This window comes from Bradyrhizobium sp. T-1, from assembly GCF_053592855.1.
Map to the genome: position 1 here is coordinate 3,920,557 of NZ_CM132115.1, position 22,919 is coordinate 3,943,475.

Annotated in this window: 18 protein-coding genes; 17 read left to right on the top strand and 1 reads right to left on the bottom strand. The window is 64.9% G+C overall.

The window, feature by feature from the left end; translation table 11 throughout:
• The first annotated feature begins 71 nt into the window (after nucleotides 1-71).
• Both ACWAT4_RS18845 and ACWAT4_RS18850 read left to right on the top strand, forming a co-directional pair.
• Nucleotides 72-1,469, top strand: coding sequence for an ABC transporter substrate-binding protein (locus ACWAT4_RS18845; RefSeq protein WP_212300889.1), 1,398 nt, complete (start codon nucleotides 72-74; stop codon nucleotides 1,467-1,469).
• 128 nt (nucleotides 1,470-1,597) lie between these two features.
• Nucleotides 1,598-2,530 (top strand): dihydrodipicolinate synthase family protein, encoded by a 933-nt coding sequence (locus ACWAT4_RS18850; protein WP_449731100.1) that lies wholly within the window; start codon nucleotides 1,598-1,600, stop codon nucleotides 2,528-2,530.
• A gap of 36 nt (nucleotides 2,531-2,566) precedes the next feature.
• Here ACWAT4_RS18850 and ACWAT4_RS18855 read toward each other — a convergent pair whose 3' ends face one another.
• Nucleotides 2,567-3,826 (bottom strand): hypothetical protein, encoded by a 1,260-nt coding sequence (locus ACWAT4_RS18855; protein WP_212300887.1) that lies wholly within the window; start codon nucleotides 3,824-3,826, stop codon nucleotides 2,567-2,569.
• Between the two features lie 21 nt (nucleotides 3,827-3,847).
• On the opposite strand from ACWAT4_RS18855, the gene ACWAT4_RS18860 reads away from it, so the two are divergent.
• From ACWAT4_RS18860 to dxr, 15 genes are all read left to right on the top strand, one after another.
• Nucleotides 3,848-4,756, top strand: a complete 909-nt coding sequence (locus tag ACWAT4_RS18860; RefSeq protein WP_449731101.1) for a transglutaminase-like domain-containing protein — start codon at nucleotides 3,848-3,850, stop codon at nucleotides 4,754-4,756.
• 375 nt (nucleotides 4,757-5,131) lie between these two features.
• The gene (locus ACWAT4_RS18865; RefSeq protein WP_212300885.1) at nucleotides 5,132-5,854 is read left to right on the top strand and encodes an outer membrane protein; all 723 of its coding nucleotides are present in this window, start codon (nucleotides 5,132-5,134) and stop codon (nucleotides 5,852-5,854) included.
• Between the two features lie 526 nt (nucleotides 5,855-6,380).
• Nucleotides 6,381-9,884, top strand: a complete 3,504-nt coding sequence (dnaE, locus tag ACWAT4_RS18870) for a DNA polymerase III subunit alpha (RefSeq protein WP_212300884.1) — start codon at nucleotides 6,381-6,383, stop codon at nucleotides 9,882-9,884.
• A 100-nt stretch (nucleotides 9,885-9,984) separates the two neighbouring features.
• Entirely contained in the window at nucleotides 9,985-10,512 is a 528-nt protein-coding gene (locus tag ACWAT4_RS18875; protein WP_212301117.1) for a DUF2846 domain-containing protein, read from the top strand.
• Nucleotides 10,513-10,573: 61 nt separating this feature from the next.
• Nucleotides 10,574-11,314, top strand: a complete 741-nt coding sequence (locus ACWAT4_RS18880; protein WP_212300883.1) for a carbonic anhydrase — start codon at nucleotides 10,574-10,576, stop codon at nucleotides 11,312-11,314.
• A 99-nt stretch (nucleotides 11,315-11,413) separates the two neighbouring features.
• The gene (locus tag ACWAT4_RS18885; RefSeq protein ID WP_349629477.1) at nucleotides 11,414-12,757 is read left to right on the top strand and encodes a S1C family serine protease; all 1,344 of its coding nucleotides are present in this window, start codon (nucleotides 11,414-11,416) and stop codon (nucleotides 12,755-12,757) included.
• Nucleotides 12,754-13,716, top strand: a complete 963-nt coding sequence (locus ACWAT4_RS18890) for an FHA domain-containing protein (protein ID WP_212300882.1) — start codon at nucleotides 12,754-12,756, stop codon at nucleotides 13,714-13,716. The genes ACWAT4_RS18885 and ACWAT4_RS18890 overlap by 4 nt, the downstream gene beginning before the upstream one ends.
• Nucleotides 13,717-13,896: 180 nt before the next feature.
• Nucleotides 13,897-16,395 carry a caspase family protein gene (locus ACWAT4_RS18895; protein ID WP_449731102.1) on the top strand — a complete coding sequence of 833 codons (2,499 nt, stop codon included), beginning with the start codon at nucleotides 13,897-13,899 and terminating at the stop codon, nucleotides 16,393-16,395.
• 209 nt (nucleotides 16,396-16,604) lie between these two features.
• The gene (locus tag ACWAT4_RS18900; RefSeq protein WP_212300880.1) at nucleotides 16,605-17,594 is read left to right on the top strand and encodes a 30S ribosomal protein S2; all 990 of its coding nucleotides are present in this window, start codon (nucleotides 16,605-16,607) and stop codon (nucleotides 17,592-17,594) included.
• Between the two features lie 136 nt (nucleotides 17,595-17,730).
• Nucleotides 17,731-18,654, top strand: a complete 924-nt coding sequence (tsf, locus tag ACWAT4_RS18905) for a translation elongation factor Ts (RefSeq protein ID WP_449731103.1) — start codon at nucleotides 17,731-17,733, stop codon at nucleotides 18,652-18,654.
• Between the two features lie 61 nt (nucleotides 18,655-18,715).
• Nucleotides 18,716-19,432 carry a UMP kinase gene (gene pyrH / locus ACWAT4_RS18910; protein WP_212300878.1) on the top strand — a complete coding sequence of 239 codons (717 nt, stop codon included), beginning with the start codon at nucleotides 18,716-18,718 and terminating at the stop codon, nucleotides 19,430-19,432.
• 69 nt (nucleotides 19,433-19,501) lie between these two features.
• Entirely contained in the window at nucleotides 19,502-20,065 is a 564-nt protein-coding gene (gene frr / locus ACWAT4_RS18915; protein WP_212300877.1) for a ribosome recycling factor, read from the top strand.
• A 12-nt stretch (nucleotides 20,066-20,077) separates the two neighbouring features.
• Entirely contained in the window at nucleotides 20,078-20,836 is a 759-nt protein-coding gene (locus tag ACWAT4_RS18920) for an isoprenyl transferase (protein WP_212300876.1), read from the top strand.
• Nucleotides 20,833-21,675: a phosphatidate cytidylyltransferase gene (locus ACWAT4_RS18925; RefSeq protein ID WP_349629478.1), complete on the top strand. Its 843-nt coding sequence runs from the start codon at nucleotides 20,833-20,835 to the stop codon at nucleotides 21,673-21,675. Before ACWAT4_RS18920 ends, ACWAT4_RS18925 begins: the two co-directional genes overlap by 4 nt.
• A gap of 4 nt (nucleotides 21,676-21,679) precedes the next feature.
• Nucleotides 21,680-22,903 carry a 1-deoxy-D-xylulose-5-phosphate reductoisomerase gene (gene dxr, locus ACWAT4_RS18930; RefSeq protein ID WP_212300875.1) on the top strand — a complete coding sequence of 408 codons (1,224 nt, stop codon included), beginning with the start codon at nucleotides 21,680-21,682 and terminating at the stop codon, nucleotides 22,901-22,903.
• Nucleotides 22,904-22,919: the final 16 nt, after the last annotated feature.

Consider the following 22,919-nt stretch of genomic DNA (forward strand, 5'->3'; position numbering starts at 1 on the left):
ATACGACACGGCTTGTCGTCATAAACGTAGCGAGCGTTTCGCAAGGAAGCGCCATCGGAGGAAATGCAGGAATGCGCCTTGGTCTGTCGAAAACACTGAACGGCTGCGCCGTCGCAGCCACGCTTCTGCTGAGCACCTTCGCGATAGCGCCGGCGGCCCACGCCGAAGAGAAGCTCGTGGTCTGGTGGAACAAGGGCTTTTACTCGGCCGAAGAAGACGCGCTGCTCCAAGCGATTCACAAATTCGAAGCCAAGACCGGTGTGAAGGTCGAGCTGTCGCAATACGCGACGCAGGACGTCATTCCGAAGACCGTTGCGGCGCTCGATTCCGGCACGGTGCCTGACGTCGCCTATGCCGACACCTTCAACTTCCAGAGCGTTGGCAAATGGGCCGCCGAAGGCAAGCTCGAGGATCTCGGCGCCATCCTCACGCCGATGAAGGACCAGTTCGACAAGAGCGCGCTCGATACGGTCATGCTGCAAAACGAGCAGACCAAGAGCAAGAGCTACTACGCTTTCCCGGTCAAGCAGGCGACGCTGCATCTGCACTACTGGAAAGACATGCTCGAGGAGGGCGGTCTCAAGGAAAGCGACATTCCGAAGGACTGGCACGGTTTCTGGAATTTCTGGTGCGACAAGGCGCAGCCAGCGGTTCGCAAGGCAAGCGGCAAGCGCGTCTATGGCATCGGCCTGCCGATGGGCGTGGACAGCAGCGACAGCCTGATCGGCTTTCTGACCTTCGCCGAGGCCTATAATGTCGTCATGGTCGACGACAGCGGCAAGCTGCTGCTCGACGATCCCAAGGTGAAGGCCGGGCTCGTGTCCGCGCTCAGGGATTACACCGAGATCTACAAGAAGGGCTGCGTTCCGTCCTCCGCGACGAGCTGGAAGGACGCGGACAACAACGTCGCCTTCCACAACAAGACGACGGTGATGACCTTCAATCCGACCATCTCGATTCCCGGCAAGTGGCTGGATGACTCGACCAACCAGACCCTGACCGCCGAGCAGCGGGACGAGGCCAAGAAGAACTACGAGGAGCGCATCCGGACACTGCCCTGGCCGAGCAAGCCGGACGGTACGCCGATGCACACCCGCAGCTCGGTCGTGGTCGGCGTGATCTTCCAGCAGGCCAAGAACAAGGCGCGTGCCAAGGAGTTCGTGCAGTTCCTGCTTCAGGACGAAAACCTGCAGCCCTATGTCGAAGGCGCGCTGGGCCGCTGGTTCCCTGTGAAGACTGCCGCCGTGAAGTCGGCATTCTGGAACGGGGACGAGCATCGCAAGATCCTGCGCGACCAGTTTGCGGCGGGCGTCGGCGGCTACGAGATGACGCGGAACTACAAGTTCACCACGGTCAACAACGAGAACGTCTGGGCGAAGGCCACCATCCGCGTGGTCCTCGACAAGGTGCCGCCGGAGCAGGCCGTCGATGAGATGATCGACCGCATCAAGAAGATCGTCAGCGAATAACGACAAGCGTCCGCAGCAGCGCACGGTGTTGCTGCGGACGGCCTCTTGCCAATGATCTATAGTCGCGAACCGGTAGCGGAGCCGCCGCCACCTTCGTTACCCCGTTCGACACGCTTTGGAGCCTGCCTGTGACCATCGCTCTCAAGGGCATCATTCCCGTGATGCTGACGCCGTTCACCGAAGCCAAGACGATCGACTATGCCGGCCTGGAAAGGCTGATCGAGTGGTATATCGCGAACGGGGCCGACGCGCTGTTCGCGGTCGCCCAGTCGAGCGAGATGCAGTTCCTGACGCTGGACGAGCGCGTGGCGCTGGCGAGGTTCGTCGCCAGGACCGCGGCAGGCCGGCTACCGGTCATCGCGTCCGGCCATATCAGCGAATCCAGGGAGGACCAGCTGACCGAGCTTTCCTCCATTGCCAAGACGGGCGTCGACGGATTGGTGCTGGTGACGAACCGACTTGCGTCCCTGGATCCGACGGGGACTAATTTCACCGACAATCTGACCTGGCTGCTCGACCGGCTGCCCAAGGACATGAGCCTCGGCCTCTATGAATGCCCGGCGCCGTTCCGCCGGCTTCTCTCCGATGATGAGCTGGCCTTTTGCGCAGACAGCGGCCGCTTCGCAGTTCTCAAGGACGTCTCGTGCGACCTTCCGACCGTGCAGCGCCGGGTCAAGCTGACCCAGGGCACGCCGCTGACGATCGTCAATGCCAATGCCGCGATCGCCTTTGACGCGATGAAGTCGGGAGCTCCCGGGTTCACCGGCGTATTCACGAACTTCCACCCCGACCTCTACAAATGGCTGCTGACGCAGCATCAGAAGCATCCGGTGCTGGCGAACGAGCTTTCGGTCTATCTCGCGCTCGCCGCGATGGCGGAGCCGATGGGCTATCCCAAGCTGGCCAAGCTCTATCACCAGCGGCTCGGCACCTTTTCCTGCACCGAGAGCCGGGCGGTCGATTTCGACATCCGCGAGCGCTTCTGGGCGCTCGATGTGCTGATCGACAAGATCGTCGAGGGACAGGAGTCGTTCCGCGCGAAGATCGCAGCGGCACGCTGAGCACGACGGACGTGGCCGGCGCAAATCTCGATGACGTCAGGGCGACGGCGCAGCCGGTGGCGTTGCCGTAGCCTTCGGCAGAGACACCGCCGGCCAAGGGCTCTTCGCAGCGGGCGTCGCCGGTGGGCATGATGCTTCGAGCTGCGACCACGCCGAGGGCAGGCCCGTGGCGTCGATGTCGAACGTTGTCACGTCTGCCGCTTCGTCGGACTTCCGCGTGGTCTCCCGGACATGGAGGGAGCGGGACGCCATGATCGCCCTGAACGTGCCGAAATCGAGCGAGCCGCTCCACATTTCGTATTTGCCGGCCCGCATCGGAGATCCTCCGGCTTGCTCGTTGGGGGCGGCGTCTGCCGTCATCATGATGGTGCGTTTGCCCACCGACGCCTCGTCGATCTCGGCCGCGAACATCAGCGGCACGCGATTTTTGCGGTCGCAGTAAAGGCGCCACTCCATCGTTCGGAACGACGGGCCGCCTTCGTTCTTCAGCGTTGCGAACTTGCTGACATAGGGCGAGGTTGCTTTCTCCAGTCGCCACTTCGCCTCGGCTAGCGCCCGCGTGTCGATGCCGAAGCGGTACAGCTCGGCGCGCGTCAGCATGTGCAGATCTTCGAACTTCACCGTCCGGATCAGATCATCGAGCTCGCGGCTGATCCCCATCGCCGCGATATAGGCCGTGCGCTCGCGGTCGGCGGTTGCGGTTCGACGCTGCCTGAATTCTGCGAGCAACGCCGGCGGCGGATGGCCCTGAATGGCGAAGACGAGCCTGGAATTGTGGACCGCCAGCGCGGCGTCCGGTGCCACCTCGCGCGATGTCGCGCCGAGAAACAGGTAGCCGCAGGCCGAGTTGCACATCGCATGGTGAGTGGTGAGCTCGGCTTCGATCTCGCCGCCTGCGTTCTTCGCCTTCAGGCACGCGGCATCCACCTGCGTGCCTGCGGCACACGCCGCCGCAATCGTCTGGCCAACGCGCGCGATCGCCTTGCGGCCGCGCAGCAGCCGCCCGATGATGTAGGACTGCTCCACGTTGCCGCCGGGCGAATGGAGATAGATCGGACGCTGCGTGTCCTTGACGCCGGCGAGAAAGCGGCGGACGCGGGACGCGGCGTTGCCGTCGAGCTCGCCCTCGATGGCGATCCAGCGGTCGCAGCCCGGCCCGCATGCATCGGGCGCCCCCTTGGCAAGATAGATCGTCAGCCTGGACGCAAATCCCGCCTTCTCGGCCGGCGTCGGTTCTGCGCGCAATGCGCCGGAGATCGTCAGCGAGGCCACGAGGAGCAAGGTACGGGCGAGCATGAAATGAGAAGACCAGGCGCGATGAAGGAGACGATCTCACGTTACAGGACGATCGGAGCGTCTACAACTTTTAGTGGCGCGCTGGGGCGCCGCGAGCTTATGCTGCTCCGGATGAATGAACCTGCGACGCTCGACGACTACGCCAGCCATAGCCCGCTGAGCGATCCCGGCGTTCATGCCGGTCTGATCAGCGACTTGCCGCTGGATATTCCAGCGGTGTGTCGCATCCTGCACGGTCTGCTGATCCACGAGGCCTGGATCGAGAGCCAGGGCTTCGACGCGGCTGCGTTTTCCGGTCAGAGCCGCGCCACGCTGCCGGTGTCCAAACGTCTGGATCAGCTTCTGGCGATTGACCCTCGGCCGCTGACGATGGCGCGACCGGGTGAATTGAGAGCCTTGGCAACGTGCCGGGATTTTGCGCTGATGTTGTGCGCAATTCTGCGCCAGCACGGCGTGCCCGCCCGTGTCCGCTGCGGTTTCGGCACCTACTTTTCAGGTCATCCCTATCACGATCACTGGGTGTGCGAATACTGGATGCGGGACGAGCAACGCTGGGTGCTGGTCGATGCCGAGCTCGACGAGCCGCACCGCAATCTCCTCAAATTCGATTTCGAGCCAACCGATGTGCCGCGTACGGCGTTCATCACCGGTATCGAGGCGTGGAAACGCTGCCGGTCCGGCGCGATGGATCCCGAGCAGCTGGGGCACGGAACGACGACGGGAATGTTCTTCGCGCGCGTCAACCTGGCGCGTGATCTGCTCGCGCTCGCCAAGAGCGAGACCTCAGCATGGGATACGTGGCGCGCGGCGCGCGAGCCGCACTATGCGCTCGACGATATCGCGCTGTCGCTCTGCGATGATCTGGCACGGCGGGGCGAGCAGGGGGCCGTCGCAATCGCGCCGTCGTTGAGTGTTCCGCCCTGGCAATGAGAAAGCAGGGCGTTTGCGCGCGTGGACGATTTCGAGAGGCGTTGCGTTCTCGGCGTCCGCAATTGTGGCGATCGCGCGCGAGAATGTGGCGACAATGGGGAGAGGAAATGATGCGCGCGTCTTCGATTCCTTGATCACACAATCGTGCGCGCGACGTTGTTACGCGCTCACGCAATGCGAGTCGCGCGGCAGACGTTGGAATCGCTGAAAACTCTTGTTTCAAAGGGTTTCCGCGCTTCGCGCGCTAAACACTCGTTAATGAAACAGGACCCTTTGGCGTGAACTGTTGCGTCGAGGTTACAGCAATTCCGTCGATCGCTGGTATGAGGTCGCCATGGCCCGGGGGCCTAACGACGAAACTGGAACGGGATTCAAATGAACAAGAATATGTTGCTCGCTGCTGTGAGCCTTGTCGCGATCAGCGCGACTGCACCGGCGCTGGCTGCTGACCTCGCTGCGCGTCCTTACACCAAGGCGCCTGCGATGATCGCCACGGTCTATGACTGGAGCGGCTTCTACATCGGTATCAACGGCGGCGGCGGTTCCTCGCACTCGACCTGGGATCTCGTCGGCGGTGGCCGCGAAGGTTCGCACGATGCGACCGGCGGCACGGTCGGTGGCCAGATCGGCTATCGCTGGCAGTCCGGCCAGTGGGTGTTCGGCGTGGAAGGCCAGGGCAACTGGGCCGACTTCTCGGGTGACAACGTCAGCGCGCTGTTCGCCACGCGCAACCGCTCGAAGATCGATTCGTTCGGTCTGATCACCGGCCAGATCGGCTATGCCTGGAACAACGTGCTCCTCTACGTGAAGGGCGGTGCGGCCGTTGCGGGCACCAAGTACGAGGTGTCCAGCACTGCCACCGGCGCGCTGCTCGCCTCGAACAGCCAGACCCGTTGGGGTGGTACGGTCGGTGCCGGCCTCGAGTACGGCTTCGCGCCGAACTGGTCGGTTGGCGTCGAGTACAACCACATCTTCCTGCAGGACAAGGACGTCACCTTCGCGCTGGTGCCGTCGACCGACCGCATCCGTCAGGACGTCGACATGGGTCTCGTCCGCCTGAACTACAAGTTTGGCGGCCCGGTCTTGGCCAAGTACTGAGCAGAGCACTGAGACTGATCGCTTCGCAAGAAGCGGTTGTCGAAAGCCCCGGCCTTCGCGCCGGGGCTTTTTTATTGCGTGAATTCAGCGAGTTAACCATTTCGTTTCGAGCCGCCCCAGATCGCTTGACTCCATAGAACGAAATGAGAACAATGTTCTTCATACGTTCTGGTGATGGAGCAAGCCATGTTCAGGATTTTCGTGGAAGAAGCCGCTGCACTGACGTCGATCGCGCTGTTCGTCGGGATGATCGCGATCTGGGCTCAGGTGATTCCGCAGCTCTGATGCTGCGGTGCTGGAGCAGCGGTCTTGTAAACCGATGCTCGGGAACCATCTCGTGGCCCTTTTCTCATGGCTCTTTTCTCGCGGCCCTTGGGGAAAAGCGGGATGAGGCGGCCGATCGGCGGCTCCGGCGTGGACTCTGACGCGGCGAGCCCCCACCATTGTGAGGCGAGTCGCCCGAACATCACGCCTTGGGGCGCCGGCGACCGCTCCAACTCTTCTCACAAGAGGCCGTCACGCGACCATGCCGAGCGCCGGATTTGTCCACCTTCACGTTCACTCGGCCTATTCGCTGCTCAAGGGCTCGATCAAGATCGCCAAGCTCGCCGAGCTCGCGAAGAAGGATCACCAGCCGGCCTTGGCGCTGACCGACACCGACAATCTGTTCGGTGCACTCGAATTCTCCGACAAGATGGCGGGTTCCGGCATCCAGCCGATCGTCGGCTGCGAGCTCGCGATCGATTTCGGCGACCAGGATCCCAACGCGCGCAACGCGCTTCCGCCCTCCCGCGTGGTGCTGCTGGCCGCGCAAGAGCGCGGCTATCGCAGCCTGATGCGGCTGAATTCGCGCGCGTTCCTCGAATCACCCGACAGCCACGCGCCGTTCATCAAGTTCGATTGGTTCGACGGCGAGACCGAAGGGCTGATCGCACTGACCGGCGGCCCGGACGGACCGATCTCGCTCGCGCTTGCGAGCGGCCAGGCCGACATTGCGGCCGCGCGCTGCGAGCGTCTCGCCGGCCTGTTCGGCGATCGCCTCTACGTCGAATTGCAGCGCCATAACCTCGACAAGGAACGGCGCATCGAGAGCGGGCTGATCGACATTGCCTACGCGAAGGGCCTGCCGCTGGTCGCGACCAACGAGCCGTATTTCGCCGCGACCGACGATTACGAAGCGCATGACGCGCTGCTGTGCATCGCCGGCGGCCGGCTGATCGCCGAGACCGATCGCGTGCAGCTTACGCCGGATCACCGCTTCAAGACCCGCGCCGAGATGGCGGTGTTGTTCGCCGATATTCCGGAGGCGCTGGCCTCCACGGTCGAGATCGCGGAACGCTGCTCGTATCGCCCGATGACGCGCAAGCCGATCTTGCCGTTCTTTACGGTCGGCGCCGCCGGCAGCTCGGATGCCGCCGCGGTCGAGGCGGCCGAATTGAAGCGGCAGGCGGAGGAGGGGCTCGCCAGGCGGCTCCGGGTGCACGGCCTGTCGCAAGGCATGACGGAGGAGGATTACAACAGGCGCTTGGCGTTCGAGCTCGACGTCATCATGCGCATGAAATACGCGGGCTACTTCCTGATCGTGTCCGACTTCATCAAATGGGCGAAGAGCCAGGGCATTCCGGTCGGGCCGGGCCGCGGCTCGGGCGCCGGCTCGCTGGTTGCGTGGGCGCTGACCATCACCGACCTCGACCCGATCAAGTTCGGCCTGCTGTTCGAGCGCTTCCTCAATCCCGAGCGCGTCTCGATGCCGGACTTCGACATCGACTTCTGCCAGGACCGCCGCGGCGAGGTGATCCAGTACGTCCAGCAGCGTTACGGCCGCGACCAGGTCGCGCAGATCATCACCTTCGGTACGCTGCAGGCGCGCGGCGTGCTGCGCGACGTCGGCCGCGTGCTGCAGATGCCCTACGGCCAGGTCGACAAGCTCACCAAGCTCGTGCCGCAGAATCCGGCCGCACCGGTGACGCTGGCGGCTGCGATCGAGAGCGAGCCGAAGCTTCAGGCGTTCCGCGACGAAGACCCGGTGGTGGCGCGCGCCTTCGACATCGCGCAGCGCCTCGAAGGCCTGACCCGGCACGCCTCGACCCACGCGGCCGGTATCGTGATCGGCGATCGCCCTTTAAGCGAACTCGTGCCGATGTATCGCGATCCGAAATCCGACATGCCGGTGACCCAGTTCAACATGAAATGGGTCGAGCCGGCCGGCCTCGTCAAGTTCGACTTCCTCGGCCTGAAGACGCTGACCGTGCTGGACGTCGCGTGCAAGCTGCTCAAGCCGCGCGACATCCATGTCGATCTTGCGACGCTGCCGATCGACGATGCCGAGAGCTACCAGATGCTGGCGCGCGGCGAGGTGGTCGGCGTGTTCCAGGTTGAAAGCCAGGGCATGCGGCGCGCGCTGGTCGACATGCGCCCCGACCGTTTCGAGGACATCATCGCGCTGGTCGCGCTGTATCGCCCGGGCCCGATGGCGAACATTCCGACCTATTGCTCGCGCAAGCACGGCGACGAGGAGCCGGAGTATCTCCATCCCGTGCTCGAGCCGATCCTGAAGGAGACTTTCGGCGTCATCATCTACCAGGAACAGGTGATGCAGATCGCGCAGGTGATGTCGGGCTATTCGCTCGGCGACGCCGACCTGCTCCGCCGCGCCATGGGTAAGAAGATCCGCGCCGAGATGGACAAGCAGCGCGACATCTTCGTTGCGGGCGCGGTGAAGAACGGCGTGCCGAAGGGGCAGGCCGAGACCATCTTCGAGCTGCTGGCAAAATTCGCCGACTACGGCTTCAACAAGAGCCACGCGGCGGCCTATGCGCTGGTGTCCTACCACACCGCCTATATGAAGGCGCATTATCCGGTGGAGTTCATCGCAGCGTCGATGACGCTCGATCTCAACAATACCGACAAGCTTTCCGAATTTCGCTCCGAGGCCCAGCGGCTTGGCATCAAGGTCGAGCCGCCGAACATCAATCGTTCCGGCGCGACCTTCGAGGTCGGCGACAAGGTCATCTACTATGCGCTCGCCGCGCTGAAGGGCGTCGGCATCCAGGCCATCGACCAGATCATCGAGGAGCGGACCAAGCGGGGGCTGTTCACCTCGCTCGCCGACTTTGCGGCGCGCGTCAATCCGCGTGCGATCAACAAGCGCATCATCGAAAGTCTCGCGGCCGCCGGCGCCTTCGACACGCTGGAGCCGAACAGGGCGCGGGTCTTCGCCGGGGCCGATTCGATCCTGGCTGCTTGCCAGCGTGCGCATCAGGCCGAGACCATCGGCCAGAACGACATGTTTGGCATGTCGGCGGACGCGCCGACCATCATGCTGCCGCAGATCGAGCCGTGGCTGCCGGCCGAACGGCTGCGCCGCGAATACGATGCGATCGGCTTCTTCCTGTCGGGTCATCCGCTCGACGATTACGCCACCGTGCTGAAGCGGCTGCGTGTGCAGAGCTGGGCCGAGTTCTCGCGTGCGGTGAAGACCGGCGCCACCGCCGGCAAGGTTGCGGCGACGGTGGTGTCGCGCATGGAGCGGCGCACCAAGACCGGCAACAAGATGGGCATCATGGGGCTCTCCGATCCCACGGGCCATTTTGAGGCGGTGCTGTTCTCCGAAGGCCTCGCGCAATATCGCGACGTGCTGGAGCCGGGCGCTGCGGTGCTGCTCCAGCTCGGCGCCGAGCTCCAGGGTGAGGACGTCCGCGCGCGCGTGCTGCATGCCGAGCCGCTGGATGACGCCGCGGCGAAGACGCAGAAGGGCCTGCGCATCTTCGTGCGCGATACCAAGCCGCTGGACTCGATCGCCAAGCGCCTGGCCGGACCGGAAGCCGCGGCCGCGAACGGCGCCACGCCAAAGATCGGCAGTCCCGGCATCGCGCCGCGCTCCAACGGCGACGGCGAGGTCTCGTTGGTGATGATGCTCGACCTCGAGACCGAGGTGGAGATGAAGCTGCCCGGCCGCTTCAAAGTCTCGCCCCAGATCGCCGGCGCGATCAAGGCGGTCGCGGGCGTCGTGGATGTGCAGCAGATCTAGCGCCGTTCCAGGTCATTTGCGTTGTCAACGTCGGGTTGCTGTTGCAACCTGGCGGTGATTTTGGCTAGCATCCATGCCGGGGAATAGGCTGGGGTGCGTGATGCTGCGATTGGGCGTGTTGTTGTTGGCCGTTGGCGCCATGCTGACGGGCTGCGTCAGCGATCAGGTCGGAACCGACTTTGCATCCGTGTCACGGAAGATCGGACCTCCACGCGGCGGGCAAGCGCGCGTGGTTTTCTTGCAGGACAAGCGCGAGGGCCTGAGCATGGCCATCTGCGGCTGCGAGGTGAAGCTCGATGGGACATCGCTCGGGCGGGTCGTGGCCGGCAAATATGCCTATGCTGATCGTCCGGCCGGTCGGCACGACGTGCTGGTGACCGAAGCGCTTTTCCCCGGCGACACCAAGCGCGAGATCGTGATGGAGGCCGGACGGACGCACTTCTACCTGATCAAGAGCAGCGCCAGGCACGATGCGGCGACGGGTGGAGCGATACTCGGTGGCTTGGCCGGGCTCGCAGTCGTGTCGGTTGCGACGGCGGGGGAGGCCAATCCCGGGCCGGCAGAGCTTGTCGCATTGGACGAGGCGACGGCGCGAACGAAGCTCGCCGAATTGCAAGCCATCAACTAAGATGCGCGCCGCGGCACGGCTGCGGCGGTCCAGCCGCAGCGGTTGCTCGGGAGAAAAAAGCATGTGCGAAAAATGCGCTCGCGTTACTGATACCGGGATCGGCCCTTCGCGGAGATCGTTCATCCATTTCTCCGGTGCTGCACTTGGGCTCGCCTTGAGTGGCGCGGCCTTCGCCAAGGACAACAAGGCGCCGCCCAAACCCCAGAACGTGCTGTCGCCGGACGCTTCGTTGAAGCGGCTGATGGAAGGCAATGCGCGCTATGTCGACGGCGTATCGCGGCGCCACGATTTCAAGCACGAGCGCGAGGCGCTGGCTGGTGGGCAGAATCCGTTCGCGGCGGTGCTGAGCTGCGCCGACTCGCGCATCGCGCCGGAATATGCCTTTGACACCGGCCGCGGAGATCTCTTCGTCTGCCGCGTTGCGGGCAATTTTGCCGGCACCGAGACCATCGCCAGCATGGAATATGCGGTCGCTGTTCTCAATACGCCGCTGATCCTCGTGCTCGGCCATGATGCGTGCGGTGCCGTCGATGCGACGCTGAAGGCGATCAAAGGCAACACGTCGCCACCGGGGCACATTCCCGCGCTGGTCGACGCGATCGCGCCGGCTGCCAAGGCCGCGATGCAGCAGGGCGGCGAGGTGCTCGACAAGGCGATCCGGCAGAACGTGATCGACAATGTCGCGAAGCTGAAATCGGCAACTCCGATTCTCGACGCCGCGGTCGCGCAGAGCAAGCTCAGGGTGGTCGGCGGTGTCTATCGGCTCGCGACCGGCGCCGTCGATTTGATCGCCCAGGGATGAGATGCCTCGCGTCCGTGCTTCGGACGAAGCCGGACCATGTTGCAGCCCCTCCGTGCTTTGGCTATGCAACCTTGCGTGCATTTGCGCGGGAGCAGGGACTTGCAAAAATCGTTTTTCGGCGCGCTGGTGCGTGCGATCGGATTGTCGGTTCTGATCGCGGTGTGCGCTTCGGACATGGCGTCGGCGGCGCAGGGTGAAGGTTCGGTCGCCGAGCGCATCTATGCGGCCGCGCCGCCGCGCTTGCTGCAAATCCGTACATTGGTCGCGGATGCCGGGCGCCAGACCTCGATCGGTTCGGGCTTCCTCGTCTCTGCGGACGGACTGGCGATCACCAACTATCACGTCGTCTCGCAGGCCGTGCTGGAGCCGGACACCTATCGGCTTGAATATATCGCCGCCGACGGCAGCCAGGGCAAGGTGACGCTACTGCGCGTCGATTTGCCGAACGATCTTGCGCTGGTCCGTATCGACAAGAAGGACGTGCCATTCTTTGCCTTCAACCAGGCGGCGCTCGAAGGCAAGCTCGCCAAGGGCGAGCGGCTCTATTCGATGGGCAATCCGCTTGACCTCGGCTTCACCATCATCGAAGGCACCTATAACGGCGTCACCGATCATACCTACACCGATCGGATCCATTTCTCCGGCGCGCTCAATCCCGGTATGAGCGGAGGCCCGGCGGTCGCTGCCGACGGCAACGTCATCGGCGTCAACGTCGCAACGCGCCGGGGCGGCCAGCTCATCAGCTTCCTGGTGCCCGCGCGGTTTGCGGCGGATTTGCTGCAGCGATCCGGTGAGAATGCCAGATCCTCTGACGTCAAGCCGTCCGATATCAAGGACGAGGTGGGCCGGCAATTGGTCGCGTGGCGATCAGGACTCTACAAATCGCTGGGTGAAGCGGATTTCCGCTCGGACACGTTCGGTCGCTACCGCGCGCCCGCGGCGCAGGCGCTCTGGTTCAACTGCTGGGCCAGCACCAATGCCAGCGACACGCCGAAGCCGCGCGCCAGCGTCAACTCCACCGAATGCAGCAGCGACACCAGCGTGTTCGTGGCGTCCGACCTCAACATCGGTGCGATCAACATCAATCATTCCCTGGTCAAGACCGTCGACCTCAATCAATTCCAGTTCGCAACCTATCTCATCCGGATCAGTCAGCCCCGCCTCAGCGTCGGCGGTCCCTTCAAGAAATGGTACACGCCGGAGCGGTGTCACGAGGACTTCGTCCAGGCCGGCGCGGCGCCGCAGCATCCGCCGCTGCATGTCGTGTGGTGCGCGCAGGCCTACCGGCAGTTCGAAGGACTTTACGACGTGTCCTTGATCGCGGTCACGCAGGACCAGTCACTTGAAGCGTTGGTCTCGCGGCTGAATATGCAGGCGGTCGGCTATGACGACGCCATCGCGCTCGGCAAGCGCTTCCTCGAAGCGGTGCAGGCCGGCAAATGATGTGGATCGAGATACTCTCGCGACAGCGCGAAGTCGCCGCACGCGTTCGCATCGCCGCTTCCGAGGTGCGCATCGGGCGGGGCTACGACAACGATGTCGTGATCGATGATCCCTACGTGGCCGCGCAGCATCTGCGCGTGGTCCGCCGCGACGATGGCAGCCTTTTCGCCGAGGACGTCGGCAGCGCCAACGGCACATTCATCGACGGCAGCAAGACCAGGCTGTCCGATTTCGTCGTGGACGGAAAGCAGCCGATCCGGATCGGGCAGACTTACCTGCGCATTCGCGACGTCGATCACGAAGTCGAGCGTGAATTGATTGCGCCGCCCGAGCGGCATGTCTTGCCGATCATCCTGGCGCTCGTCATCGGTGTGTTGATCCTTGCGATCGACGCCCTCAAGATCTGGCTGACACAGACAAGCGAGCCGCGCGCATCGGCCTATTTCACGCCGCTGCTGACGGTCGCCGGGACGCTCCTGGTCTGGGTCGGGCTGTGGGCGCTGCTCTGCCGCATCTTCACCGGACGCTCGCACTTCCTGCGCAATCTCCTGATCGTGTTGATCGGCCTCGCTGCCTTTTCGCTCTGCAACGAGTTCGCGCAATATGCCGCATTCGCCTGGACCTGGCCGTGGGGCGTCAGCTACGAGTATGTCGCGGGATGGCTGATCTTTGCGATCGTCTGCTTCGGTCATCTGCGCGAGATTGGGCGCAGCCGGCTGTGGTTGAAAGGGGGACTCGTCGCGGCTTTGCTGGCGGGCGGCATCGGCGTGCAAACGTTGCAGCAATCAGAGGCCTTCACCGATTCCGGACGGCAGCGGACGGTGCATTGGCTGATGCCGCCGATGTTGCGTGCGGTTCCAGTCAGTAGCGAGGACGCCTTCTTCGACAAGATCGGCAGTCTGAAGGGCGAGCTCGATACCGACCGCAGTCAGGCTCGCCCGGGCGAGCCGCGCCTTTGATGCGAGCGGGCCACGTCACCCTGCGAGAGAGGGTGGCCGTTGGGTCCGGCGAAGCTGACATGATCCTGACAAGCCTGCGCGCCATGGCGCCGCCTCAATCCGAGCCTTTCGTTCAAGTGCCGTTCAGCCGGCCGCGCGTCTCATGCGCGCTGGCACCTCAACAACAATAACGAGCGAGCCATGCGCGGGACACACAAGATCTTCATCTGCTTTTTGCTGCCGATCCTGCTCGTTGCGGGCGCGCTCGGTCCGGTGGGCGCGCAGCAGCAGGAAAAGCGCATTGCGCTCGTGGTCGGCAACGGCGCCTATTCGAAGTCGCCGCTGGCAACCACCGCGAACGATGCCGGCCTGATCGCGCAGACGCTGCAGGCGGCGGGCTTCGACGTGGTCGGCGCGCGCGATCTCGACGGCGACACGCTGCGCAAGAGTCTTCGCGATTTCATCCAGAAGGCGCAGGCCTCAGGCCCCGGCACCGTCGCGATGATCTATCTGGCCGGCTATGGCGTGCAACTCGCCGGGGAGAACTATTTCATCCCGGTCGATTCCAACATCGCGCGTGACACCGACATTCCGACGGAGGCGCTGCGTATCAGCGACTATGCCCGCCAGCTCGCCTCGATCCCGCTCAAGGCCAACGTCATCGTGCTCGATGCGGCGCGCGCGCAACCCTTCATAGAGGGCGGCCAGCAGCCGATTGCGAGCGGGCTGGCGCTGGTCGAACCCGATCCGAACATGCTGATCGCCTTCAACGCGGCGCCCGGCACGGTGGCGCCTGAGGAGCCGGGGCCCTACGGCATCTACGCCCAATCGCTGGCGGAGATGATTCGCACCGGGGGCCTGTCGCTGCCGGAGGTGTTCGACCGCGTTCGCCTCCGCGTCAACGAGAGTTCCAAGGGCGCGCAGGTGCCCTGGGACGACCAGAAGATCACCGCGCAATTCGCCTTCTTCGAGCGCGCGCCTGATGCGCCGCCGCCGCAGGCCGCACCCGATCAGGTCGCCGCGATCCGTAACAAGCCGATGCGCGATCTCGGCGTGCAGGACGCCTATGCGGCCGCGCTCGAGCGCGACACGCTGCCGGCCTACGAGGATTTTCTTGCCGCCTATCCCGGCGATCCCTTGGCGAAGCGCGTGATGGCGATCGTGGCGGCGCGCCGCGAAGCGATTACCTGGCGGCGGACTTATCGCGCCGACACGCCTGATGCCTATTGGTCTTATCTGCGCCGCTATCCGCGCGGGCCGCATGCGGGCGATGCCCGGCGCAGGCTTGCGATCCTGACTGCGCCGCTCGAGCCGCCGCCGACATTCGCGATGATGGACTACGACGTTCCGCCTCCGCCGCCGGAGGAGGTGGTCTATGTCGACCGTCCGGTGCTGTATTTCAGCGATCCTGATTTCGGCTTTGCGCCGCCACCACCACCGCCGATCTATTTCTGCCCGCCGCCACCGCCCGATTTCGTGGTGCTGCCGCCGCCGCTGCCGGTCGTCGGCCTGTTCGTGCTGCCGCAGCCGGTGTTCGTGCCGATTCCGGTGTTCTACAGTCCGCCGGTCTATGTCGCGCCGCCGCCGAACAACATCATCTACCAGAACATCCACAACACCACGGTCATCAACACCGTGATCAACCAGCCGGCGGCCGCGCTGCCGGCCGGCAATGCCGCCGCGGCCGCAGCCGTTGCGGCAAATGGACCAGGGCGCGCAGCCGGGATGACGCAGGTGCCGACGGCGGTGAAGCTTCAGGCGCAGGCGATCCAGGCCCATCCGAACCAGCCGCTGAAGCCCAGCCAGGCGGCGTTGGTCAGCAACCCGACGGCAAAGCCGGCTGCGATGATGGCGAGGCCGGTCAACGCCTCGCCAACGACGGTTGCCCCGACGGCACCGCCGGCGCCAGGTCACGCGCTTCCGGCTCCCGGATCGCAGAATACGCCGCCCGCTCCAGGGGGGGGCGGATCGCAGCCCTCGGTCCAGACGCCGAGCGGCAAGCCTGCTCCGACGGCAGCCGCACCCGCGGGCACGCCGGCCCAGGCCAACGCGCCCGCAATCGCTCCCGCGCCAGGACAGCCAAAACAGCCTGACGCACACGCGCTCCCCGTTCCGGGGGGCCATGGCGCGCCGCCGGTGCCCGGTCGAGCCGGTGCGCAGCCGTCCGCGATCCAGGCGCCCGGTGGTCAAGCTCCCGGCGGCAAGCCAGCTCCAACTCCGCCGGCGCCAACTGCTGCGGTACCGGCCACCTCAACGCCGCCAACGGCGGGAAACCCGCCAGGCCATGCCGTCGCGCCGCCGCCGGCGGCTGTAACCGCCAAGCCGGCCGTAACTTCCGTCAAACCGACGGCTCCTCCTCCGCCACCACCGGTGGCCCGGCAGCAAATCAGGCCGGAACCGCCACACGTCGCTGCGCCGCCGCCGCATCCGCAGATCTCGGCGCGGCCTCCGCCGCCCCCGCCGCCAGCGCGTGCAGCCCCGCCGCCGCCGCGGGTGGCTGCACCGCCGCCACCCCGTCCGGCGCCGCCGCCGGTTGCAGCTGCCCGGCCGGCTCCCCCGCCGGTGGCAAGACCGGCGCCGCCACCTCCGCCTCCGCCGCGGGTTGCGGTCGCGCCGCCGCCGCGTCCGGTGGCGCCGCCGCCACGGCCCCCTGCGGCCCCTGCGGCGAAAAGATGCCCGCCCAACCAGCCAAAGTGCTAGCGGGCAGGGCGGAAATCCCGAGATGGGCCTTTCGCGGGCGATAAAAGCCCCGAAAGGCCCTTATTTCCTTGCTTCTGGCCGAAATGGCGCTATATAGCGCGCCATCTCACACGGAAGCATGGCTCACAAGGCCGTCCGGTGGCAGCCGGGGCGACAACGCTCCGTCTTGCTCACACGCTTCCGGAGGAACCAACCGGAGAATTAGAACGATGGCACTACCCGATTTCACTATGCGTCAGCTCCTCGAAGCCGGCGTGCACTTTGGTCACCAGTCTCACCGCTGGAATCCGAAAATGGCTCCGTTCATTTTCGGCGCTCGCAACAACATCCACATCGTTGACCTCGCCCAGACCGTGCCGATGCTGCATGCGGCTCTCCAGGCCGTCAGCGACACCGTTGCCAAGGGCGGCCGCATTCTGTTCGTCGGCACCAAGCGCCAGGCGCAGGACGGCGTCGCGGACGCGGCCAAGCGCTGCGCGCAGTACTTCGTCAATTCGCGCTGGCTCGGCGGCACGCTGACCAATTGGAAGACGATCTCGGCCTCGATCAAGCGCCTGCGTCATCTCGACGAAGTGCTGGCTGGCGGCGAAGCCAATTCCTACACCAAGAAGGAGCGCCTGACGCTTCAGCGCGAGCGCGACAAGCTCGATCGCTCGCTCGGCGGCATCAAGGACATGGGCGGTCTGCCCGACCTGATCTTCGTGATCGACACCAACAAGGAAGACATCGCGATCCAGGAAGCCCAGCGGCTCAACATTCCGGTCGCGGCGATCGTCGACACCAACTCCGATCCGAAGGGCATCACCTATGTGGTGCCGGGCAATGACGACGCCGGTCGCGCCATTTCGCTCTACTGCGATCTGATTGCGCGTGCCGCGATCGACGGCATCTCGCGCGCCCAGGGTGATTCCGGCATCGACATCGGCGCCTCGGCCCGCCCGGTCGCCGAAGATCTCCCCTCGGCCGGCGGCTTCCAGGGCCTTGCCGGTCCGCGCGGCACCGCCGACGACCTCAAGAAGCTCCCGGGCGTGTCGGGTGCGATCGAGAAGAAGTTCAACGACCTCGGCATCTTCCACTACTGGCAGCTCGCCGAGCTCGACCATGACACCGCGCACACGATCGGCGAAGAAGTCGGTCTGCCCAGCCGCGCGGATGCCTGGGTGGCCAAGGCCAAGGCACTGACCGCGGAAGCGGAATAGTCAAAAAGAGCGATGAGTTGACCGGACAAGGTCCGGCCGCCATTTCATTCAGTTGACGCGAATTCCTGAGATGGACCGCGGCGGGGCAATGGATGCCACGCCGCGGCGAACCGGCAGGCAAGAAGGATTTTCAACGATGGCAACGATCACTGCTGCGATGGTCAAGGATCTGCGCGAGTCCACCGGCGCAGGCATGATGGACTGCAAGGCCGCGCTGACCGAAAACGACGGCAACATGGAAGCGGCGCAGGATTGGCTGCGCAAGAAGGGCCTGTCGAAGGCCGCCAAGAAGTCGGGTCGCGTCGCGGCCGAGGGCCTCATCGGCGCGGTCACCAAGGTCAACAAGGGCGTCGTGGTCGAGGTCAACTCCGAGACCGACTTCGTCGCGCGCAACGGCCAGTTCCAGGGCCTCGTCAAGATGGTCGCCCAGGTCGCTTTCGATGCCGGCGCCGATGTCGAGAAGATCAAGGCCGCCAAGGTCGGCGACGTCACGGTGGAAGCCGCGATCAACGACGCGATCGCCACCATCGGCGAGAACATGACGCTGCGTCGTGCAGCTTCGCTTGAAGTGAGCCAGGGCGTGGTGTCGAGCTACGTCCACGGCGCGGTCGTCGACGGCGCCGGCAAGATGGGCGTGATCGTCGCGCTGGAATCGCCCGGCAAGGCCGACGAGCTCGCAGCGCTCGGTCGTCAGATTGCGATGCATGTCGCGGCGGCCAACCCGCTCGCGCTCGAGCCGTCCGGCCTCGATCCGGCGGTCGTGAAGCGCGAGAAGGACGTGCTCGCCGACAAATATCGCCAGCAGGGCAAGCCGGAGAACGTGATCGAAAAGATCGTCGAGTCCGGCCTGAAGACCTACTACAAGGAAGTCTGCCTGCTCGAGCAGGCCTTCATCCACGACACCGGCAAGTCGGTGGCGCAGGCGGTGAAGGAGGCCGAAGGCAAGGTCGGCGGGCCTGTGAAAATCGCGGGCTTCGTGCGCTATGCTCTCGGTGAGGGAATCGAGAAGCAGGAATCCGACTTCGCAGCCGAGGTCGCGGCGGCCAGCGGCAAGAAGTAAGCGCCGGAACACCTCCTTCCGGCGCGCCGCCGGAAGCGGCGCCCGGACAAGGAAAGTGCGCATGACAGATCCGGTCTATCGTCGCGTCGTGATCAAGCTGTCCGGCGAATATCTCGCGGGACAGCAGGGTTTTGGCATTGACCAGCCGACCATGGACCGGGTTGCGGACGACCTGATCGCCGCCCGTCAGCTCGGGACCGAGGTTGCTGTCGTGATCGGCGGCGGCAACATTTTCCGCGGCGTCGAGGTGTCCTCGCGCGGTGTGTCGCGCCCGACCGGCGACACCATGGGCATGCTTGCCACCATGATGAACTGCCTCGCGCTCGAAGCCACGATCGAGCGCAAGGGCGCGCCGGCGAGGGCTCTTTCGGCGTTCGTCATGCCGGAGGTTTCTGAGCTGTTCACTCGCGCTGCGGCGCACAAATACCTCGCCGAGGGCCGGATCGTGCTACTCGGCGGCGGAACCGGCAATCCGTTCTTCACTACGGACACGACGGCGGTGCTGCGCGCTGCCGAGATCGGCGCCCAGGCGGTGCTGAAGGCGACCAATGTCGACGGCGTCTACTCGGCCGATCCGAAGAAGGACCCGTCCGCCACCCGGTTCGAGCGGCTGACGCATTCGCAGGCGATTGAGGGCGGCTACAAGGTGATGGATGCGACCGCCTTCGCACTTGCCCGCGAGACATCGCTGCCTATCATCGTATTTTCGATCGCGGAGCCCGGTTCGATCGGCGCGATTCTGCGCGGCGTCGGCCACGGGACGATCGTCGCCGGCTGACGGCTCATCTGGCGCGCGCCTTCGGCGAAGGGCGCGACGAGGGCGCCGGGATATTGAAGGAGAAACGTGATGGCCACGGGTAATTTCGACCTCAACGAAGTGAAGCGCCGCATGCAGGGCGCGGTCGCCTCGCTCAAGCATGAGCTCGGCGGCTTGCGGACGGGGCGCGCGGCTGCGTCGATGCTGGATCCGGTCCAGGTCGAAGCCTATGGCAGCCACATGCCGCTCAACCAGCTCGCCACCGTCAGCGTGCCGGAGCCGCGTCTGATTTCGGTGCAGGTCTGGGACAAGTCGATGGTGAAGCCGGTCGAAAAGGCGATCGTCGATTCCAATCTCGGCCTGTCGCCGGCGACCGAGGGCCAGGTGCTGCGCCTGCGCATTCCCGAGCTCAACGAGGAGCGCCGCAAGGAGCTCGTCAAGGTCGCGCACAAATACGCCGAAGCCGCCAAGGTCGCCGCGCGCCATGTCCGGCGCGACGGTCTCGATGTTCTGAAGAAGCTCGAGAAGAATCACGAGATGTCGGAAGACGATCAGAAGCGTCACGCCGACGAGGTGCAGAAGGTGACCGACGGCACCATCGCCGAGATCGATCAGCTGCTTGCCACCAAGGAAAAAGAAATCCTCACCGTCTAAGGTCTCTTTTCCATGTCCAACGCCACCGCGCCCGCTACCGAAGGACCCGACCGGTCCGACGCGCCTGCGCATGTCGCCATCATCATGGATGGCAACGGGCGTTGGGCGGCCGCGCGCGGTCTGCCGCGGGCGGAGGGGCATCGCCGCGGCGTGGAGGCCTTGCGCCGCGTGGTGCGTGCCTCGCACGAGCTCGGTATCCGCTATCTCACCATCTTCTCGTTCTCGTCCGAGAACTGGTCGCGGCCCGCGAGCGAGATCGGCGATCTCTTCGGTCTGCTCCGGCGTTTCATCCGCAACGATCTCGCAAGCCTGCATCGCGACGGCGTCAAGGTGCGCATCATCGGCGAGCGCGACGGCCTCGAGGGCGACATCTGCGCGCTGCTGAACGAGGCCGAGGAACTGACGCGCGACAACACCCGCCTCACGCTCGTCGTCGCCTTCAATTACGGCTCGCGGCAGGAAATCGCGAAAGCAGCGCAAAAGCTCGCGCGCGAAGTTGCGGACGGCAAGCGCGATCCCGCTTCGATCGATGCCGATACGCTCGGCGCCCATCTCGATGCGCCCGACATTCCCGACCCCGATCTCATCATCCGCACCAGTGGCGAGCAGCGCCTGTCCAATTTCCTGATGTGGCAGGCCGCCTATAGCGAACTGGTGTTCGTGCCGATCCACTGGCCCGATTTCGACAAGGCGGCGCTGGAGGGGGCGGTCGCCGAATTCGCCAGGCGTGAGCGCCGTTTCGGCGGCCTGGTCGCGAAAACCGCCTCGTGAGCGAACCCGACGCCGAAGCAGCGGGCGCGAAGCCTGCCCCGAACAATCTCGTGATGCGAGTCCTCGCCGCGCTGGTGCTCGCGCCGCTCGCCATTGCCGTCGTTTACGCCGGCGGCTGGCTGTGGGCGCTTTGCGTCACCCTGGTGTCGATCGGGCTGTTCGCGGAATGGCTGATGGTGGTGGGCGCAGGATCCGCCGCGCTGACCGGGGCAGGGACGGTCGTCATTGCCACGATGGGCTTGTGCGTAGCTGCCGGTGCGCTGAAGACCGCTGTCGTCACTGGCTTTGTCGGCGGTGCGCTCGTGACGCTGATCGCGCGCGGCAAGTTCGTCTGGGCTGCGACCGGCTTTGCCTATGCAGCGGCGGCGCTGCTGGCCTCGATCCTGGTGCGGAAGGATCTCGTCAACGGCTTCTCCGCGCTGATGTTCGTGCTGCTGGTGGTGTGGGCGACCGATATTGGCGGCTATTTCGCCGGCCGCAGCATCGGTGGACCGAAGCTGTGGCCGCGCGTCAGTCCCAAGAAGACTTGGGCCGGCGCGTTCGGTGGTTTTGCGGCGAGCCTTGCGGTTGCGAGCGGGTTTGCGGCGTTCGGCATCGGAAAAGCAGTTCCTCTGCTCCTCGTCAGCGCCATCCTGTCGGTGGTATCGCAGGCCGGCGATCTGTTCGAATCCGCGGTGAAAAGGCGCTTCGGCGTCAAGGATTCCAGTCACTTAATTCCCGGCCATGGCGGGCTTCTGGACCGCCTGGACGGCTTTGTCGCCGCCATCCTGGTGGCATGGATTATCGGCTTCCTCCGCCATGGTGTGCATAGCGCCGGAAGCGGTCTTATGGTTTGGTGAGGATATGAGCGCAGTCCCTTTGCGTAACAACAAGCCCGCTGTGGCCGACATCCGCAGCGTCACCGTCCTCGGTGCCACCGGCTCGATCGGCGACAGCACGATGGATCTGCTGCGCGCGTCGCCCGAGCGCTATCGCGTCGAAGCCTTGACGGCGAACAGCAATGTCGAAGCGCTGGCCAAGCTCGCGAAGGAATTCTCCGCGCGCTTTGTCGCGATCGCAGACAGCAGCAAGCTCGCCGAGCTCAAGGCCGCACTTGCGGGCACGAGCACCGAATGCGGCGCCGGCGAAAGCGCGGTGATCGAGGCGGGCGCGCGTCCGGCCGATTGGGTGATGGCCGCGGTGAGCGGCGCGGCCGGATTGAAGCCGGCTTTGGCTGCGGTCGATCGCGGGGCGCATGTCGCGCTCGCCAACAAGGAATGCCTGGTTTGCGCCGGCGATTTCTTCATGCAGCGCGCGGCGAAAGCGGGCGCCTGCATCTTGCCGGCCGATTCCGAGCACAACGCGTTGTTTCAGGCGCTGGCCTCGGGCAATCGCGACGAGCTGGTTCGCGTGATCATCACCGCCTCGGGCGGTCCGTTCCGCACCTGGAAGCCGGCCGATATCGAGCAGGCGACCCTCGAGCAGGCCCTGAAGCATCCGAACTGGAGCATGGGCCAGAAGATCACGATCGATTCCGCCTCGATGATGAACAAGGGGCTCGAGGTGATCGAGGCGTCTTATTTGTTCGCGTTGAAGCCGGATGAGATCGACGTCCTGGTGCATCCGCAATCGATCATCCACGGCATGGTCGAATTCTCCGACCGTTCGGTGATGGCCCAGCTCGGCTCGCCGGACATGCGCACGCCGATTGCCCATTGCCTCGGCTGGCCCGACCGGATCAAGGGACCAGCGGCCAAGCTCGATCTGGCCAAGATCGGCCAGCTGACCTTCGAGGCACCGGATTTCGAGCGGTTCCCCGGGCTTCGCCTGGCCTTCGATTCGCTCCGGCACGGGAAGGGGGCAACGACCGTCTTCAACGCCGCCAACGAGGTCGCGGTCGCGGCATTCATTGCCGGCAAGATCCGGTTCGGCGCGATCGCCCGGCTGGTGGAGGCAACGCTTGAGGACTGGATCCGCGGTGGGAACCACGGCCCCATGACCTCAGCGGATGATGCAATATCCGTTGACCATGTTTCGCGAAATAAAGCTGCCGCCCTATTGCCTCAAATTGCCTTAAAGGCATCCTAGATGGTTCGGGGCCAGG

What these genes read in the sequence shown, in the direction of transcription:
- ACWAT4_RS18845 (WP_212300889.1), top strand. Translation starts at nt 72, where the DNA reads ATGCGCCTTGGTCTGTCGAAAACACTGAACGGCTGCGCCGTCGCAGCC.
- ACWAT4_RS18855 (WP_212300887.1), bottom strand. Translation starts at nt 3,826, where the DNA reads ATGCTCGCCCGTACCTTGCTCCTCGTGGCCTCGCTGACGATCTCCGGC.
- ACWAT4_RS18860 (WP_449731101.1), top strand. Translation starts at nt 3,848, where the DNA reads ATGAAGGAGACGATCTCACGTTACAGGACGATCGGAGCGTCTACAACT.
- ACWAT4_RS18865 (WP_212300885.1), top strand. Translation starts at nt 5,132, where the DNA reads ATGAACAAGAATATGTTGCTCGCTGCTGTGAGCCTTGTCGCGATCAGC.
- dnaE (WP_212300884.1), top strand. Translation starts at nt 6,381, where the DNA reads ATGCCGAGCGCCGGATTTGTCCACCTTCACGTTCACTCGGCCTATTCG.
- ACWAT4_RS18875 (WP_212301117.1), top strand. Translation starts at nt 9,985, where the DNA reads ATGCTGCGATTGGGCGTGTTGTTGTTGGCCGTTGGCGCCATGCTGACG.
- ACWAT4_RS18880 (WP_212300883.1), top strand. Translation starts at nt 10,574, where the DNA reads ATGTGCGAAAAATGCGCTCGCGTTACTGATACCGGGATCGGCCCTTCG.
- ACWAT4_RS18890 (WP_212300882.1), top strand. Translation starts at nt 12,754, where the DNA reads ATGATGTGGATCGAGATACTCTCGCGACAGCGCGAAGTCGCCGCACGC.
- ACWAT4_RS18895 (WP_449731102.1), top strand. Translation starts at nt 13,897, where the DNA reads ATGCGCGGGACACACAAGATCTTCATCTGCTTTTTGCTGCCGATCCTG.
- ACWAT4_RS18900 (WP_212300880.1), top strand. Translation starts at nt 16,605, where the DNA reads ATGGCACTACCCGATTTCACTATGCGTCAGCTCCTCGAAGCCGGCGTG.
- tsf (WP_449731103.1), top strand. Translation starts at nt 17,731, where the DNA reads ATGGCAACGATCACTGCTGCGATGGTCAAGGATCTGCGCGAGTCCACC.
- pyrH (WP_212300878.1), top strand. Translation starts at nt 18,716, where the DNA reads ATGACAGATCCGGTCTATCGTCGCGTCGTGATCAAGCTGTCCGGCGAA.
- frr (WP_212300877.1), top strand. Translation starts at nt 19,502, where the DNA reads ATGGCCACGGGTAATTTCGACCTCAACGAAGTGAAGCGCCGCATGCAG.
- ACWAT4_RS18920 (WP_212300876.1), top strand. Translation starts at nt 20,078, where the DNA reads ATGTCCAACGCCACCGCGCCCGCTACCGAAGGACCCGACCGGTCCGAC.
- dxr (WP_212300875.1), top strand. Translation starts at nt 21,680, where the DNA reads ATGAGCGCAGTCCCTTTGCGTAACAACAAGCCCGCTGTGGCCGACATC.